Annotated in this window: 9 protein-coding genes; 2 read left to right on the top strand and 7 right to left on the bottom strand. The window is 62.4% G+C overall.

What is annotated here, in order from left to right; genetic code table 11:
- Positions 1–2: 2 nt before the first annotated feature.
- From sctV to EJ071_RS33815, 5 genes are all read right to left on the bottom strand, one after another.
- A complete protein-coding gene (gene sctV / locus EJ071_RS33835) occupies positions 3–2,159 on the bottom strand; it encodes a type III secretion system export apparatus subunit SctV (protein WP_245460070.1) in 2,157 nt (718 codons plus the stop codon).
- The gene (locus EJ071_RS39785) at positions 2,156–2,347 is read right to left on the bottom strand and encodes a hypothetical protein (protein ID WP_245460069.1); all 192 of its coding nucleotides are present in this window, start codon (positions 2,345–2,347) and stop codon (positions 2,156–2,158) included. The genes sctV and EJ071_RS39785 overlap by 4 nt, the downstream gene beginning before the upstream one ends.
- A 137-nt stretch (positions 2,348–2,484) precedes the next feature.
- Complete coding sequence (locus EJ071_RS33825; protein WP_245460068.1) at positions 2,485–2,925, bottom strand: hypothetical protein; 441 nt, start codon at positions 2,923–2,925, stop codon at positions 2,485–2,487.
- The gene (locus EJ071_RS33820; RefSeq protein WP_126101742.1) at positions 2,922–3,920 is read right to left on the bottom strand and encodes an EscD/YscD/HrpQ family type III secretion system periplasmic domain-containing protein; all 999 of its coding nucleotides are present in this window, start codon (positions 3,918–3,920) and stop codon (positions 2,922–2,924) included. The genes EJ071_RS33825 and EJ071_RS33820 overlap by 4 nt, the downstream gene beginning before the upstream one ends.
- 125 nt (positions 3,921–4,045) lie before the next feature.
- The gene (locus EJ071_RS33815) at positions 4,046–4,231 is read right to left on the bottom strand and encodes a hypothetical protein (RefSeq protein WP_126101741.1); all 186 of its coding nucleotides are present in this window, start codon (positions 4,229–4,231) and stop codon (positions 4,046–4,048) included.
- 210 nt (positions 4,232–4,441) lie between these two features.
- On the opposite strand from EJ071_RS33815, the gene EJ071_RS33810 reads away from it, so the two are divergent.
- Together EJ071_RS33810 and EJ071_RS33805 are read left to right on the top strand one after the other, a co-directional pair.
- The gene (locus EJ071_RS33810) at positions 4,442–5,302 is read left to right on the top strand and encodes a MurR/RpiR family transcriptional regulator (protein ID WP_126101740.1); all 861 of its coding nucleotides are present in this window, start codon (positions 4,442–4,444) and stop codon (positions 5,300–5,302) included.
- A 75-nt stretch (positions 5,303–5,377) separates the two neighbouring features.
- Entirely contained in the window at positions 5,378–15,175 is a 9,798-nt protein-coding gene (locus EJ071_RS33805; RefSeq protein WP_126101739.1) for a LysM peptidoglycan-binding domain-containing protein, read from the top strand.
- On the opposite strand, the gene EJ071_RS33800 is transcribed toward EJ071_RS33805, so the two are convergent.
- Together EJ071_RS33800 and EJ071_RS33795 are read right to left on the bottom strand one after the other, a co-directional pair.
- A complete protein-coding gene (locus tag EJ071_RS33800) occupies positions 15,148–16,125 on the bottom strand; it encodes a LysR family transcriptional regulator (protein ID WP_126101738.1) in 978 nt (325 codons plus the stop codon). The two genes, EJ071_RS33805 and EJ071_RS33800, sit on opposite strands and share 28 nt — an antisense overlap.
- 3 nt (positions 16,126–16,128) lie before the next feature.
- Positions 16,129–16,848: a L,D-transpeptidase gene (locus EJ071_RS33795; protein WP_245460067.1), complete on the bottom strand. Its 720-nt coding sequence runs from the start codon at positions 16,846–16,848 to the stop codon at positions 16,129–16,131.
- Positions 16,849–17,010 lie beyond the last annotated feature (162 nt).

Raw genomic sequence — 17,010 nt, 5'->3', positions numbered from 1 at the left:
CGTCATGAGGTTGCCTCCTGCGCGGCTTTCGCCTGAGCCGACGGCAGCGCCTGGGTGCGCGCGCCGGCTCTTCCGCTACGGCCGGTGATCGTGGCCAGCGGCTGGACGTTGAATTCCTGTGCAAGTTCCTGGAAGGACAGCACCGGAAGCTCGATGGCATTGTGCGTGAGCAGGCTGCGCATGTGACGGCGCACGTCCATCGCTGCAAGGACGACCGGCGAGACGTCGGCGGAATTGTGCGACAGCGCGCGCTCGACTTCACTGACCAAAGCCTGCGCATCGTCATCCGAAAGGTTCAGGAATGTGCCGGTCGATGTGCTTTGCACAGCGTTGCGTAGAACATCTTCCGCCGACCGCTGCAGTACATAGGCCGCAATGATGTTGTTGCGGCCGGCGCAGCGGAAGCTGATCTGGCGCTTCAGGGATGTGCGGACGTATTCCGTCAGCAAAACAACGTCCTGTTCGCGTTGGCCCCATTCGATCAGAGCTTCGAGGATCAGGCGCAGATTGCGGATCGGCACGTTTTCGCCGACAAGCCGGCGAAGCACCTCCGCGATCTTCTGCAGCGGCACGATCTCCTGAGCCTGTCTGACCAGATCCGCATATTCCGCCTCCATGTCGGACAGCAGCCTGCGGGTCTCCTGAATACCGACAAAATGGCCGGCATAGAGCCGAAGTGCGTTTCCGGTCCACTTGGCGGCTGTTTCCGGTGGCGTGGCGAAAACGAAGCCGGCTTCTTTCAGCGCAGGGATGTGGCGGTCATCGACCCATACGAATTTGCGCTGGCCGGCAATCGAGGCGGCCTTTTCGTAGGTCACTTCGAGCAGATCGAGGTGCGTCAGGTCCGCTTCGACCAGAACGCGGCCGGCGGGAATTTCGACATCCAGGATAGGCGCGCCTTCGAGGTCGATACGGATGCTTCGTGGTGAGAGCATCTCGTCGACCTGCATGCCGATGGCTGGAACGTCGACACCGAGATCGCCGAAAAGCTCGCGGCGGACGCCGTCGGCGAGCGCGGCGAATTCGGGCTCCGCAATCGCGTCCGCCAGTTCGGAGCCGAGGCGTGCGACCACGCGATACGAAGCAGGCAGCGTTGCGGTGGGAATTGCGGAGCTGCCCCGTTGTTCCTGCACCTCGATCAGGTCAATGTCCTTGGGTTCGGAGTCCTGCGTGCTGCGGCGATTGATTGCATAGGCGCCTGTCCCGAAGCAGGCACCAAGGACCAGGAACACGATGGAAGGAAAGCCTGGCACCATGGCAAGGCCGACCATAATCGCCGCTGCGAGGGCAAGTGCACGCGAGTCCCGCAGCAGCTGGCTGGTTATCTGCCGGCCAAGGTCGCCTGTCCCATCCGCGCTGCCGACGCGCGTCACCATCGTGCCGGCGGCGACGGCGACGAGCAGTGCCGGTATCTGCGCCACCAGCCCGTCACCCACGGTGAGCAGCGAGTAGGTCGCTGCCGCATCGCCGAGCGACATGTCGTGCTGCAGCGTGCCGACAGCGAAACCGCCGACAAGGTTGACCAGGATGATCACAATCCCGGCGATGACGTCGCCCTTGACGAATTTCATGGCGCCGTCCATCGCGCCGAACAGCTGGCTCTCGCGCTCCAGCTGCTGGCGCAGACGGCGTGCTTCCGCCTGATCGATATCGCCGTTGCGCAGTTCCGCATCGATGCTCATCTGCTTGCCCGGCAGCGCGTCGAGCGTGAAGCGCGCGGCCACCTCGGCTACGCGTTCCGCACCCCGCGCAACCACGATGAACTGCGCGACGGTGATGATCAGGAAGATGACGAGGCCGACCGCAATGCTGCCGCCGACGACGAAGGTGCCGAAGGCGGTGATGATCTCGCCCGCGTCGGCCTGGAGCAGGATCAGCCGCGTGGTCGTGATCGTGATCGCCAGCCGGAACAAGGTGGCGATGAGAATGACCGACGGCAGCGACGAAAACTGCAGCGGATGAGAAACGTAGAACGAAGCCAGCAGGATAAGCACGCTGATGGCGATATTCGCGGTGATGAGAATGTCGACGAGAAATGTCGGCAATGGGATGAGCATCATCACCACGGCCACGAGCAACAGGACGGCGATGACCAGATCGCTGCGGAGCGACAGCCTGGCAAGGAACTGCAGAAGCCGCTCGGACACGCTCATGGTCATTCAACGCCTCGTTGCGACAGGAAGCGCAGCAAGGCGCTGTGAGCCTCCGTCTTGCGCCCGGCCACCAGCAGGGCGCGGCTCTTCAGCAATGTAAGCGCCGGGTGGTCCATTTCTTCCAAGGTCTCCAGCCTGGCAATCGTGGCCAACGCCTTTTCCGCCTCGCCATCAAGTATGAGCAGGTGCGCCAATGTCCTCAGGAGACCGGCATTTTCCGGCGCCAGCTGTGCGGCGATGAGCAGGTACGTCGCGCCCCGCTTGGCCTGCCCATGACACCCGTAGAGATAGCCCAGGACATGCAGCAGATGGACCGTGTCGTGCGGGTTGGTCAGATCTCGATTCCTTCCTGCATGCGACCAAGCAGATCGCGATGACGCTCGATCTCACCCTCGATCAGCGCTCTGGCGAGCGTCTTGAGCTGCTCGCCCCCCTCAAGGTCAGGAACCAGGTTCGTTATGAAATGCTGGAGAATAGGCACGGAGCGGCGCAGGATGGCCGGCTCCGGATTAGTGGGCATGACGAAGTTGATGAGTATGTCATCCAACGATTCTCCTGCCGCATCTCGAGAGGCTTGGAATTCCGCCGTTTCAGGCCTTTCGGCGGCCGCTGCCGATTTCGTCCCCTGAGGGCGCTTTGCGCCTTCGTCGACGCCATTCATCCGCCGCCGGTTGATTGTCTGCGCGCGCACGCCTTCCGCCTGATGTACGTCGCGGCCGGCAGTGTCCATCCTGGCCGAATCGAGGCGCGGCCCTTCGAGCCGGCGGTTCACGGATATTTCAGCGCGACCGTGGCGCCGCCCTTGGTCAGGAGAAGTTCCGTCTCGCCGATGCGCTTGATGGTCCAGCCGTCAGCCGTGAATGCACCTTCGTGGTAACGCGCGCCATCGGCTGCGATGACGTAAGGCCGCTCGCCATACCAGATCGCCTGCAGCGTCAGACGCGGCGCCTGTTGCGCGTCGCCGATCATGACATTGGACACCAAGGGGACATGAGCGCCGAATGCCTGGTCGAACCAGGATTGCGTTTCCGTCCAGACATTACTCTTGTCGCTCGGTATCATGCCAGAAACCACCAGGCGCCCGGGCGATCGCTGGACGGTTACGGTGCTTATACCGGACTGATCGAGACGCTGTTTGAGCTGGTTTTCCGCTTCGGCGGTCTGAATCTGCGCTGGCGATGAATCGTCCAGCACTTGCTGGTCCCGCTCGCCGGCGAAAGCCATTCTGACCGGTTGATCGTCTTTAGAAGGCGCCTGCACGCCAATGTCGGACTTGGCAAGAGAGAACCCGTTGGCAGCGACGGAAACGGCGAAAACGGCAAAGAGAACGCTGCCTGCAACCAGCATGGGGCGATTGCCGATCGACCACCGGCTCGCGGCCTGTTCCGGATTGACCAGCCGGATGCGGGCGTCGCCAATAGCAATGACGAGCGGTAACCGGCAGCGACTACCCTGTCCTTGACGGATGATTTCGCCTGTGGCGAGCGCGACATCTCCGCCGACGGCTTCGATTTCAAACTGGCTGCCCTTGCGCCGCAGTCTCGCGTGGATCGGAGCGATGCCGGCATCCCTGAGGACAACGTCCGATTCGGTGCTGGAGCCGATCGTATACAGGGGCCCAACCAGACTGAGTTCGGCGCCGGCATGAAAACCGTGGGTTACGCTGAGCGCGACGGACCGTGCCGTTGCCGGCGATGGGGAAATGATCGATCGGAGCCGACGCCCTGGCGCGGCGTCCAGATATCTGCCGATAGGACTAGCGGTCATGCCACTTCATCTCCCCCGCCGATGAGGATTTCAAATGCAGCCGGACGATGGCGCTTGGAAATTACCGCCATGCGAGTACGCCGCCGGTTGCTCGCGGCGGCGCATGAGTTCGAGCATCTCCTACGTCAAGCCTTTTCAGCCGACTCGCCGAGCGTCTTGGCGGTGCTCATCAGCATGTCGTGCTGGGATTTTGCCATTTCTTTCGTGATCTCCAGGCTGAACATGCGCTCCTGCTGCTTGATCATCTTGTCCAGGTTTTGTTCCGGCGATCCTGTAGAGCCGGACGTAATGGGAGGGGTAGCAGCCATCATTGTCTCCTTGAGGGGCTATTCAGGTTGCGAGGCCCGGGCTCACGCCTGCGGTCCCAGACTTGCTATAACAACTTAGGGCAGGACGATCGGAAATGAAAGTCCACTTGGAATATTTGAGGCCTGTTTGTTCCAACTGTTGCGTTTCAGGCGATCACGGAGTAGCCTGATCGCCGGGGTTTTAATGGGGTAATGGGAATGGAAAAAGGTCCCTTGGCGGAGCTGTTGGTCGAACGGTTTGAGAATATGCCGCCGCAACTGCGGGTGGCGGCGCGTTTCGTGCTGGATCACCCCAAGGATGTGGCGCTGATGTCGATGCGCGAGCAGGCGCAGCAGGCCGGCGTTTCGCACAGCACGATGATGCGGCTGGCGCGGTGGCTCGGTCTTGAAGGCTATGAGGACATGCGCAGCCTCTATGCGCGCGCGCTGCGTGAGACGATAGCCGGAGAACCGGCCCGGCAGGGTGTCGGACAGGGTAGCGATTCGGGATTTTCGACGGTCGGGGTCGTGGCCGACACTCTCGCTGCCCAGATTTCAAGTCTTGGCGAATACGGCAACGCCATGCAATTCATCGCCGCCGCCAAGCTGCTTGCGGCAGCGGGCAAGCTTTTCGGTCTCGGCTCAGGCTCGGCCTATGCAATTGCCAGCCATTTCGTCCGCGTCATGTCGTTCGCGGCTGGCCCTGAGCGCACGGTCACGCTTGTCGGCGAGATGGTCGGACAGGGTCTGGATGCTCTTCAGCATGCGAAGCGCGGCGACGTGCTTCTTGCCGTGGGCATGTCGCCCTATGAACGCACAACGATAGAAGTGGCGCGCCAGGCGGCCCGGCAGGGCGTCAGCGTGGTGGCGATAACCGACAGCAGTGTATCGCCGCTGACCCGGGTCGCGCGGGAAACGATTGTCGTCACCTCAAATTCGCAATCGTTCTTCCAAAGCATGTCGCCGGCGTTCGCCGCTGTCGAAATCCTGGCGGCGTTGACGGCAGCGCGGTTGGGAACAAATGCAGCGGAACGCGTGAAACAGTCGGAAGAACAGCTTGCTGCTTTCGGCATCTATTGGAAGCCCCCTCGATAACAGCGAAAGCTGCGGTCGGGGCGGGCGTGGCGGCGGCCGGGCTGCCGGCAACAGTGATTTCCGGAGGTCGTCCAGATGGTTCGCCCGATAACGCTCACCAAGCCGCCGCTTCAGCCGCAGAAAGTCAATGCGAAGGCGGACGCAGCGCAGATCGCGCGGCTGGAGGCGCAGGCAGCGGAGCTGCGGGAAGAAATCAGGCTTGCCAACAGAATGGGCGAGCGCGATTGGGCGGCACAAGCCCGCCAGGAATTGGCGCATGTAAACACACAACTAAGCTCCCTTCAGACGCGGCCGGCAACGGCTCCGGCGACGCCGGATGTCAATGTCGTGAACGCCAGCAATGGCACGTCCGGCAATGGAACGACGGTCACGCCAGCCCTCTTCGCACGGCCCGATTCGACGCTCGCGCTGACGCCGGTGGACCTCGACGGCGGCAAGCCCGAAGACAGCGCCGCGGCAGCGACGACTGCCCGCGACATCGTCAAGGACGTCACCGGCGGCAAAAGCATCGACCAGATTGCCGCTGCGCGCGGCATGACGCGCGAACAGGTTATCACTGCGCTCAGGTCCGGCGGAATGACCGTGTCGACCACTGACCCGACAAGTGGCAACGGCGATGTCCAGGCGACGAAAATCACGGATGCCATCGGCCGCACCGTCACGCAATATTACGACTACCAGCATGACAGCTACTATGCGACCGTCCAGGAACAGCCTAACGGCGCAACGACCACGACGCCGACCCGGGATGGGCTCGGACGCAAGGAAACCAGCAGCTACAATTCCGACACCGGTGCCATAACGACGCGCTATGAGGACGATCTCGGGACAGGAACTGTCACCGAGCGGACGTCATTGCCCAACGGTGCGTCGGTGGAAACGGTGACGCCAGGCGCCGGCCCCTCTCTTCCCGTGACCACCGTCACAGGACCGGACGGCCACAAAACCATATTGGCGCCCTCCCAGGATCCGGGCGGATCCAGCACGCAGGACATCAAGCACGATCTTGCCGACGGAAAAAGCATCGACCAGATCGCAAAGGAGAATGGCCTCACCAACGACCAGGTGATCGCCGAATTGCAAGCCGCCGGATATCAGGTCACGAGCACCAGCAGCAGCGACGGGCAGTCGATCGAGACGGTCGATCCGCGCACCGGCGACAAGACCGTCTACTCGCACGACTACCAGCACGACGTGCGCACCGTCACGACCACGGCGGGCGGCAAGCAAACGTCGCTATCCATCGACGGCAGCGGAACTGAAACCGAGACGGTCACCGACAAGGACGGTCGGGTGACGACGACCACCACCGAGAAGATCAATGGCGGCAAGCCGGTCGAGTACGAGGTCAAGCCGGATGACAATCTGACCCAAATTGCGCGGCAATATGGCGTCACGCTGGATGACCTCAGGCGCACGAATCCGGAGCTTTTCGGTTCCTCGCGCGACCCGAACATAATCCGCACGGGCGAAAAAATTACCATCGAGAACGGTACGCGCACGACCGTTGAGATCACCTTCAACGGTTATACGCTGACCACCAAGCCCGATGGCAGCATGACGCTGCACAACAACACCACCGGCACCGACCTGAAGATCGAGGCAGGAACCACCCAGGAGGCGCTGGCCAGGACGCTGCTGGCGGTCAATCCCAACAGCAGCGATCCCAAGGAGGCAAAAGAGGGCGAGGTCGTGAAGACCTTCGTCGAAGGGCTCCTGGCGGGCGAGACCCTGCCCAGTCTCATCGACGCCGCCGAGAAAGCCGGACAAGACAAACAGGCTCTGATCGACAAATACCCCTTAGGCCCTGCCGCGAAGCCCAAGTTGGACGGACAGAACAGGGTTGTCGATCCGTTTGGCGATCCGCCGCAGGGCAACGCGCCCTCCGGCGGAAAGTGGACGCCGATGAAGATCGACGGTGTCTGGACCTGGGTCGATCCGCAGGTCGCCCAGGCTATCATTACCCACGACGTCGCACTGTCGCGCGTCACTGAAACGCGAGCTTTGGCCGGCCAGCGGCAGGAGCAGCTCAACGTCGATATGCTCGATCCCGCCTACAAGGATGCGCTGGATGGCGCGCAGACGATCATAAACAAGGCGTTGGCGCCTAACGGTCTGCAATGGACGCCGCAGAAACCCAAGGGCACTCTTGCCGATGCGCAGGCGCGGCTGACCAAAGCCAACACCCTCCTGCAGAACGCGCAGGATGCCCGAGGCGAGTATGAGAATGCCGGGCGCGCCCTCAAGGATGCCATTGCCGGGCAAGGCAAGCTCACTCCTCTGGGCGATCCGAATGCGCCGGCAGTCCGCGCGCGGGGCACTCCCGACCTTCATCCGCAATATGATCAAGGCGTCGCCGATCATGCCGCCGTCGACAAGTTGTTTTCCGAGGTCGGCCTGCATCTGAGCAAGGGCGACAAGCTCACCATCGACTTCCTGGTGGGGCAGGCCGAGCTCGCCGGCGTTCCGGCGGACTCCAAGGAATACAAGGACCTCAAAGCCCTGCAGACGACGGCAGGCAGTCAGCTCGAACTGGCTCAGTCCTACCAGAACTATTTCGACGCCCATGCCGATGCCGCGCAGGTCAGCGCGCGGCAGACGGACCTCCAGCAGAAGCTGGCCAGCGAGTATCTAGGCGAACAGAAGTTTAACTTTGACGAGAAGTACAATCGCATCAGCGGCGATTACCTCGGGCACTACAAGAACTCGACGCTCGAGATCCGTGACGGCCAGCTCTGGGTCGTCAATCATTTCGATGAGGGAACCACCGAACAGCAGCTGACCTACAGCCTGAACGACAAGAATGTCAGGGGTGAATATCGCGATCGCCAACTCAACAAGGACTGGCAGGCACTTCTGGCCGGCTACGATTCCAATGCAAAAGTCTGCACGGCAAATGGTCTGCAGTCGGTGAGGTCCAGCGAGGAGCAGGCGGCAAAGAGCCTGAATGACGTCCTGGACCGGCAGCTCGGCGACAGCCTCGCCGATCTGAACGCCAAGCTGCCGACGCTGCAGACCAATTTCGACAATGCGCTGACGCATCACAAGCCGGGATCGGTCGATGCTCCCGAAGGCACGCTGCCCAACGGCGCGCAGCCGGTCGAGATCGACGTCGGCGGGCAGACGATCAAGGTGGCGCCGGACATTGCTCAGAACTATAAGCGGAATGGGATCGACGCCCTGACCCAGGGCGGCAAGGCAATCTGGATCGACCTGAATACGCAGGATGACGACAAAAATGGCCGTTGGGTCGATCCCGAACTGGCGGTCGCCAAGCTCAGGCTGGAGGCGACAAGGCTTCAGATAAGTCAAATCGAGGATCTGCGCAGGCAGTTGCAGGGCTTCAACGACTATCATGAGCTTCGGCTCAGCGAGCCGTCTCTGCTGGCCGATGACAACACCACTGTCGACAAGACCTATCTGGACGAGCACGAGCAGCAGACGCTCGACGCCATCTATCAGCCGAGATTCCAGCAACTGCTCACCAGAGGCCACGACAACGAATTTCGCGAGCAGCGTGGCACGGATCTCGATGAAATGGTGGCCCGGAAGCTCGGCCTGGACAGTTCGACCGATGACGGCCGCGACGCGATAGAGAATGTGACGGACGAGATCCGCGGTATCGGCGGTGACAATCCGTACGTGCGCAGCGTGCCGATCTTCTATGTCGACGACCAGGTCGGAACGCAGCAGGTCATCCTGTTTGCGGTGCGCGGCGAGGACGGCAACACCCGCTATGTCGACGCGACCGGCAAAAAGTTCGACGACCTCGGCGATTTCCAGGACAACAACAGCCAGTTCGGCGAGAACGGCAAGCTCGTTGTTTCCAAAGGCCTGGAGATGAAAGCAGGAGCCGACGGCAAGATCGAGCTTGAAGTAGTGAAAGCGCGAAACGTCTCCGTCTGGGACAAGGTCGTCGATCCGCTGGTTGGCATCGGCACCGGCATTGCCACCATCCTGTCGTTCACACCGGCCGCGCCGGTCGCGGCACCGCTGGCCTATACGGGCGCGGCCTATCTCGGAACCCGAGCGGTCATAAACGAGGTCAACCACCTGGACCATGGCGGCGAGTGGTACGATAGCGAGTCACTGACGAACATCGCCAGCGCAGCAACCACGGCGCTGCCCATGGCTTCCAGCGGCCTGCGCACCATCGGCATGGCGGCGAAGAGTGAGTCATTCTTGGCAGGCGTTGCCGCCAGCCCCCGCGCCTTCGCCGGCAGCATCGGCGCAACACGTTCGAACTGGGCGTTGGCATCCGAAACCCGCACATACATGCAATCGACCGCCGGACTGAACAAGGCAGCGTGGGGGATGGATGTCGGCTCGGTGATTGTCGGTTCACCGTTACTGGCAACATCTGCCTACGATCTCGCCGCCAACGGAGACCAGATGAACGGTCTCCAGCTTGCCAATGCGCTTACGGGTCTCGGCACCGGCGTCACCGGCACGGGGCTCGGCATCCATGGTCTGCGGACGATGCGGCCAGGAACGGGCACGCAGGACCCCAACGCTCCCGGCGCTGATGCCAATCCGCCGCCCGGCGGCGACGGACCGTTCCAGCAGCCGCCCGGCGGTAAAGGACCGTCGCAACTGGCGCTGGAACCCGGCCCTTCGGGACGTCCGATGGATGTGTACGAAATTGGCGCCGACGGCGTTTACAGGGCGACCGGAGAACAGGTCTTCCACGATCCCAGCCACCCGGTGATCCCAGGAGAGGTGATCAAGACCGATGACGGCAGCGGCAATGGCTCGACGGCGTCGCCGGACCGCGATCCCGATGGTTCGACTGCCTCCGGCACACCGCACCTCGCCGACGGCGATCCCATCGTCGTGCCGGGCGCGCCGACAGGAAAGGACGGGCCGGTACGTCTTGTCTGGGATCCGGAGACACGCAGCTTTGCCGGCATGCCCGAGCGCGACACGGGCGGCTACATCTACACCAGCGGCAAGGATCCGAAGACGCCGTCGGCGTATCTCGACGGCCTGACCGTCGAGGAGCTCGTCAACCGCCATGAACAGGAGAAAGGCTATTATTCCAGCCGCGAGATGGCCGAGCGTTATGGTCCGGATGGCGTTCAGATACCGCGCACGCCGCTTCGCGAGACATTGCCCGACTTCCGCGTCGGCGTCACCTTCCGGGTCCGGCTGAACACGGGCCAGGCGTTCGGGATCGGGTCCCCGACCGTTGCTGCCGTTGGCTTCGGCGTCGGCACCAAAACCGATTTCGGCATGATCGGATGGTCGATCGTCGACAGCGTCAGCCAACGCAGCCTGACGCCGGTCAAGGACGCACTCGGCACCCAGGGCGTCATCTCCTACAGGCCGCGCGAGTACAGGAACATCACCGGCCTCCAGGCCGGCGTCTGGCCTGTGTCCAATCAGACGGCCCTGCCGGTCCGTGCCAGCGATCTATCGGCGGCGGCGAGCAGGGCCTTGTTCGGCGACGGGACCGGCTATGACGCCAGACCGCTGGATGCCGCGATTGTCGGGATGACGCCGGACGGCGAGGGCACCGTGGTCGAGATGACCTACACGCCTTTGCTCGAAGGCAAGGAGGTTACCCTCGCGCCCGGCCAGCAAGATTTCTTTGGCGTGCCGGCGGAAAACAGCTCCGGCCATGTCACGCTGCAAGCCGCGCTGCCTTTCGATCGCGTCATGACCGAGACCAAGGCCGGCATACGCCTGCCGATCGTGGCCAATCATGTCGCGGCGGTCGATCAGATGCCGCGCATCGGTTTCGAGAGGCGTCCTGAACTGCCCGTCAAGGACACGCTGCAGCCGGGCGACGTCGTGTCGACGCAGGCGTTCGACCAGATCCAGTCGGCCCTTGGCTCGACAAACCTGAAGATCCAGTTCGCCGTCAAGGACCCGGCGCAGGCATCCGAACTCGTCGCGGCGATCGGGCAGGGCGATGGCGTCCGGTCGATCCGCGACCTCGTCAAGTCCGGTCAGATCGATCCGTCGAACACGGTTTCCCTTGTCGATGAGCCGACACTGAGCGGACTGCGGCTTTCAGCTGTGCCGGGCAAGTCGCCCACGGCGGACATTGTTTTATTGACCGGCGAGAAGGCTCGCGTGGTGAACCCCGAGGCGATGCTGGTCGACGTCATCTTCAATGATCGCAACAGGCTGCCGGGCGCGCTGGGCCTCAATCCGGATCGGGTGGCCACCTCCGCGACCTACAAGGTGAAATCGACAGTGCAGTCCTGGCTTCCGGCGCGTTTCACTCCGGACGGCTCACCGCAGTCGCGCTACATGCCGAGCGCCGGCAACATCTACCGAAACCTCTATGGTTCCGACGGGACTCCGGCGACGCGCTACACGATCTCGTTCTCCACGCCTCCGCTGCCGGCAGGCGCCGTGGCGTTCAGTGCCGAGGTGAGATTCCAGTACAAGTCGAAGGCAGCCAAGACCGCGCCCTCGATCGCCAAGAACGAAACCGCGACGCTGACTTTCGATCGCGCCGGCGGACAATCCGAGCAGGTGACGATCCCGGCCTGGCTCGCCCGTGCGGTGGAAACGTCTCGCGACGGCGCCTCGACGGCCATACCCAAGGGCGGCAAAGCCTCGCTGGACCAGTTCCTGGTCGACCTGCAAAAGACGGCACGGCCGGATCAGCTCGTCGCGATCGAGCAGTTCAAGAGCGATTTCGGCGCTTCGATCGTCGACGGCGGTTTCATGCGCCAGGACGTTGCCGACGGCGTGCTGACGTTCCTCTCCTCGCAGGTGGGCAGCCGCCGAAGCGGGCCGATCCAGATAAGGGACGAGAATGGGCAGTCCGTGACCGCCACCCGCTATGGACCGCTGCCAAAGAGCGCGGAGAACGTCTATGTGCCGCCGGCCGACGGGCCGCAAGCGCGTGGCGACGAACCGGAGTTGATCCACAAGTCGCATATTCTGTTTCGGGAGCCGGAGACGGGAGAAGCATACGTCTTGCCGTGGATACGCGGCGCCTCCGAGGACCATGTGCCGGGCGGTCAAGGAACGCCAAAGGGAGATGCGGTGCCACCGGGTACAGTCAGGAAAGCCATCGAGGCGGCGCCACCGACAACCTACTCGCTGCAGCAGATCCGCAACATGCGACAGCCCGAGAAGTGGAAGGCAGGCGAGATCTATACGCGCGAACTCAACGGGTCGCTTGGAGAAGTGCATTTCCCGGTCGAGGCCAACCCGGACGGTCCCTACGCCGTTACCGGCCAGGGCGGGCGTTACGTGGATGCGCCGGTCTTCAAGAGCCAGGATGTGATCGAGGCGATTGAGGTCAAGACCTACCATCACTGGACGACGATCAACGGTGTCGCGCAGATGCGCGAAGTGCCGCTCACGCCGAAACTGGAGGAGCAGATCAGCAAGGATGTGGCGCTGCGGAATGAGAACCCAGGCTATCAACCGCGCTGGGTTTTCCTCGACGCGCCGCCTTCGGCCGAGTTGCAAGGAGCGCTCGACGATGCCCGGATTGTCGGAAACATCTTCGGACACGACAAACCTGCCGCTGCAACACCGCAACCTCAGCCCGCGGCGACCAAAAGCGGCTCGAGCCGGACCATTCAGCTCGAGGACGAAAGCGGCAATGTGATTATGGCGACAATGCTGGGCACCGGGCCGAGGAGCCCGGAGCAGGTCTATGTTGCGCCCTCAGACGGCCCGCGCGTTTGGGGCGATGCCCCGGAGGTGGCGGACAAGACGCACATACTGGTGTACGACCCCGATACGGGCGAGGCCGTGGTGCTGCCCTGGATACGCGGAGCTTCCGACGGTCACGTGCCGGGGAATAATGGACCGCTCACCCGGGACGGCGTCAGAGCTACCCCGCTTGATCAGGTGCCGGATCTCGTCATGGGCGATTTCCAGCCGAACCAGATTCCCTGGCTGAAGCGCGAGCAGGTGGCCGAGCTGTCGGAACCACAGTTCCGCGACATGGATCGGGCGGGCTTGCTGCCCTCTCTGACCAAGAGCCAACTGCGCGGTATCCCGAAGGCGAAGATAGGCTATGTCAACATAGCGAGCCTCGCCGAGAGGCAGGTTCCTTGGCTGACCGAAGGCCATATCCGTAATCTGACCGACCAGCAATTCCATGATCTCGGCAAATCGGGTTTGATCCGCCACCTGACGAAACCGCAGTTGCAGGCGATAAAGGGAGACAAAGTCGGGCTCGTCGACGTGTCGAAGTTGGATGCGCGCCAGGTGCCGTGGTTCAAGCCCGGCCAGGCCGCGAAGTTCACGTCGCCGCAATTCAAGGATCTGGGCGAGGCCGGATTGCTGAAAAACCTTGCCGAGCGCCAGGTTCAGGCGATCCCCGGACCCATGATCGGTTCCGTGGACATGGCGAAACTCGATCCCAGGCAGGTGCCGTGGCTGACCGGGAAGCAGATCCCGGCGCTGACCCGCGATCAATGGGGCGCCTTCACGATCCACCACGTCGAGGCGCTGACCCAGCCGCAGATCGAAGCGGTGACACCGAAACAGTTCGAGGAAATGAGCCCCGGCCAGTTCCGCAAGTTCACGCTTGAGCAGTTCGAATGGATGAGGGGGGATCAGACGAACGCTCTCTCCGTACTCCAGCTGACGACCTTCCGGGCGACCCATAAAAAGGCGATGACGCCGGATCAGGCCGCCAGCGTCGATCTGGCGCTGAGCCATGCCAGGATGCGCGAAAACGCTCAGGCGCTCGCCACCTTTGGCGGCATGTCGACCACCTCCTACATGTTATGGACTTCGTTGCCCCCAACGTGGACCGCCACTGCCGGAGCCGTGGCATTTGGCGTGCGAGGCCTCGTTTTCGGCACGCAGGCGATCTTCCCCAACGCGACTGCAAATCACAAGCCGTTCGGGCGGTTCCTCAATGCGCTCGGCGGAGCCACATTCATTGCCGCGGCGCCAGGTGCCGCGACCGGGACTATCCAGGGCAAGGACCTTGTCGTCAACAGCACGTTCTCGCTCGGCAACGTCGTCTATGGCACGAAGTCGATGCTGCAGTCGTTCACGGGCAGGCCGGTCATCCGAAACCTGGCGGAGTATCTGGCTGGACCCGGCTATGTGCTCGGCTGCGCCGTCTATACGCTGCACTCCTGGCCGGCGCCGATCGCTACGGTCGCCGGCACCATGTTCACGTTCGGTTGTGCGGAGTTCTGGGCGTCGGCCATAAGGACGGATCGGATGAATCGCCGTTCGGTGCCGCGAACCGATGCCGATATCGCGGCGGCGGCAAAGTCCGACAAACGATGGAGCACAGCGGATCGATGGACGCTGGGCATCACCTTCGGCGTCGGAATGCTTCTCTTCTCGCTGGACTCCCTGCTCGCGCAGCCCTGGGACCCGAAAACGACCGCTCCGTCCGACCCGAAAAAACCGGATGGCGATGCGTCGTCCCAGCAGCCCGGCGATCACTCGGATGTTCCAGATGAGCCGAAGACCCTGCCCGAAGACCTTCCGCAACTCGTCGTGTCGGCGGATGACGGCCTGAATTTGCGGAGCCAGCCTGACGACAGCTCTGCCGTGGTGACGGTGCTGCTACCCGGCACGTTCATCGAACAGACCGCGAAGCCCTCGACCGATCCGTCGGGAGAGGCCTGGATACCCGTCGAAGGATTCGGGCCGGACGGCAAAAAGCATAGCGGCTGGGTTTCCGGCGACTATGTCGAGGTTCATCCCGAAGGCAGCAGCAATCCGGAGGGCCGCACGAACCCGACACTGGAGAAGGACGGTTATCCGTGGGTCGAGGTCAGGAATGGCGATAGCATCCGCCTGATCGCCAAGGCGCATTCAGCCGATGTGGCGGATACAGTGGTGCTCAACATGGATCACATTCTGAGCCCGGATATGATTTTCTCCGGCGACCGCATCTACCTGCCGATTGCGTCGGTCGGCTGAGACGCCATGGGCTCAACTCGGGAGTTGTTGGCAGGCTGCGCCTCGCCGATTCTCGCGGCATATGCATGTGCGATGCAACCGGCCAGCTTTGCCGCCCGCTCCGCTATCGGATTGGATGGTTCGGAGGAGTACGAGGCGGTGAACCGCAGGTCGGAGGGATGCCATTCACAGTCAACGATGCGCAGCGTGCCGTTGGCGGTATGATCCTGGACGACCTCCCTGGGGAGAGAGGCGATGCCGATCCCGTTCAGCGTCATCTTGATGGAAGCGGCCAGTGAATTGGCTGGAAAGATGCGCGGCGTCGCTTCGAGTTCGCCGGTCAGCTTGCGGTAAAGTTCGCTGTAGGGTCTGGTCGTGCGCGCGTAGCTGATGATTGGGAATTGCATCAGGTCGTTCAGCGTCAGCTTGCCTCGGTTGGGCAGTTTCAAGGCGGGCGAGCAGACCCATACGAGCGGAAAGGATGGCAGCTCCATATTCTCGATGCTGTATTCCAGAATAGGCCCCATCAGCACCGCAAGATCGAGCCGGTGGGACATCAGCTCGTTGCGAAGGGTCGTCGTCGTGTCGACGACGATATCCGTATCGACAAGCGGATAGTTCGCCTGCAATTCCTTGAGGAAATCCGGAAGCCAGGTGTGCACGATGGTCTCGGCAACCCCGAGCCTGAGCACTCCCGCGGTCTCCGAAAGAGAGCTTGCCGTCAACTGCAGCTGTTCGGCCACGCGCAGGACCCGTTGCGCCGGCGGCAGCAGCCTTTGTCCCTCGGCGGTCAGTCTTACGGTGCTGCTTTGCCGCTCGAACAACTTGGCGCCGAGCGCTCCTTCCAAACTGGCAATTCGGGTCGAGACCGCTGGCTGTGTTGTGTTCAGGCGTTCCGCAGCCTTTCGGAAGCTTCCGAAAGTCGCCACCAGAAGAAAGGTTTCGAGCTGCTTGATGTTGAAAGGGATCACGATTCAATGCCGGACAATAATCTGGGCGCCGATCTTCACTCGGTCATATAGGTCGATTACGTCGTCATTGGTCATTCTGATGCAACCGGAGGAGTTGGCCTGTCCGACGGTCCATGGCTGATTGGTGCCATGAACGCGATAAAGCGTGTTGCCGATGTAAAGCGCACGCGCGCCCAACGGGTTGTTCGGCCCTCCCGCGACAAGAGCGGGCAGGAAGCGGCCTTTCGACGCTTCCCTGGAGCGCATTTCGGCCGGCGGCCGCCAATCCGGCCAGTCCTTCTTGCTCGAAATTGTGTCGCGACCGGACCACTCGAGCCCCTCCTTTCCGACGCCCACCGCATATCGCAGGGCCTTGCCGTCCCCCAGAATGTAGTAAAGGCGTCGCTCCGTGGTGTCGATCACAATTGATCCCTCCGGTTGAGCCTCACCGAAATCAACGATCTCCCTAGCGATTGCCGACCACGCAGGCCGCATTTCTCCACCAGCAGCCCGGTCGGGAGCGGATGGCGAGACCAGCACATTTCGGGCTTGATCGTAGCTCCAGCTTCGCGGGTCATAGCCGCTATTCGATTGACCCTGCGCCGGCGTCATGGCGGCAGTCAACGTGGCCGCGACCAGAACCGAATTACCCAAGCCCCTCACGAGACGCGAACCGGCCAGGATCCAGCGCCCAGTGCCGGCAGGATCATTTAAGCTCGAGAGAAGGTACTTCTGTGCCGCCACCCAGGCCGATCCCTTTCATATTCGAGCATGGAGCCGGCGACCAAGAACCGCTTCTGCCTGATTCCATGCGCACCATATCGCTTTGCTCACCGTTCGCAACATTTGGAACCAACTACACATCTGCAATCCAATTGGACTTCCAATTTGGCAACGCGCGCGATA

It is taken from the genome of Mesorhizobium sp. M1B.F.Ca.ET.045.04.1.1 (assembly GCF_003952465.1).
GTDB lineage: Bacteria > Pseudomonadota > Alphaproteobacteria > Rhizobiales > Rhizobiaceae > Mesorhizobium > Mesorhizobium shonense.
This window is presented reverse-complemented; position numbering and strand designations above follow the sequence as displayed.

Excerpts from the sequence above, each read along its gene's own strand:
- sctV (WP_245460070.1), bottom strand. The coding sequence starts at position 2,159 with ATGACCATGAGCGTGTCCGAGCGGCTTCTGCAGTTCCTTGCCAGGCTG.
- EJ071_RS33820 (WP_126101742.1), bottom strand. The coding sequence starts at position 3,920 with ATGACCGCTAGTCCTATCGGCAGATATCTGGACGCCGCGCCAGGGCGT.
- EJ071_RS33815 (WP_126101741.1), bottom strand. The coding sequence starts at position 4,231 with ATGATGGCTGCTACCCCTCCCATTACGTCCGGCTCTACAGGATCGCCG.
- EJ071_RS33805 (WP_126101739.1), top strand. The coding sequence starts at position 5,378 with ATGGTTCGCCCGATAACGCTCACCAAGCCGCCGCTTCAGCCGCAGAAA.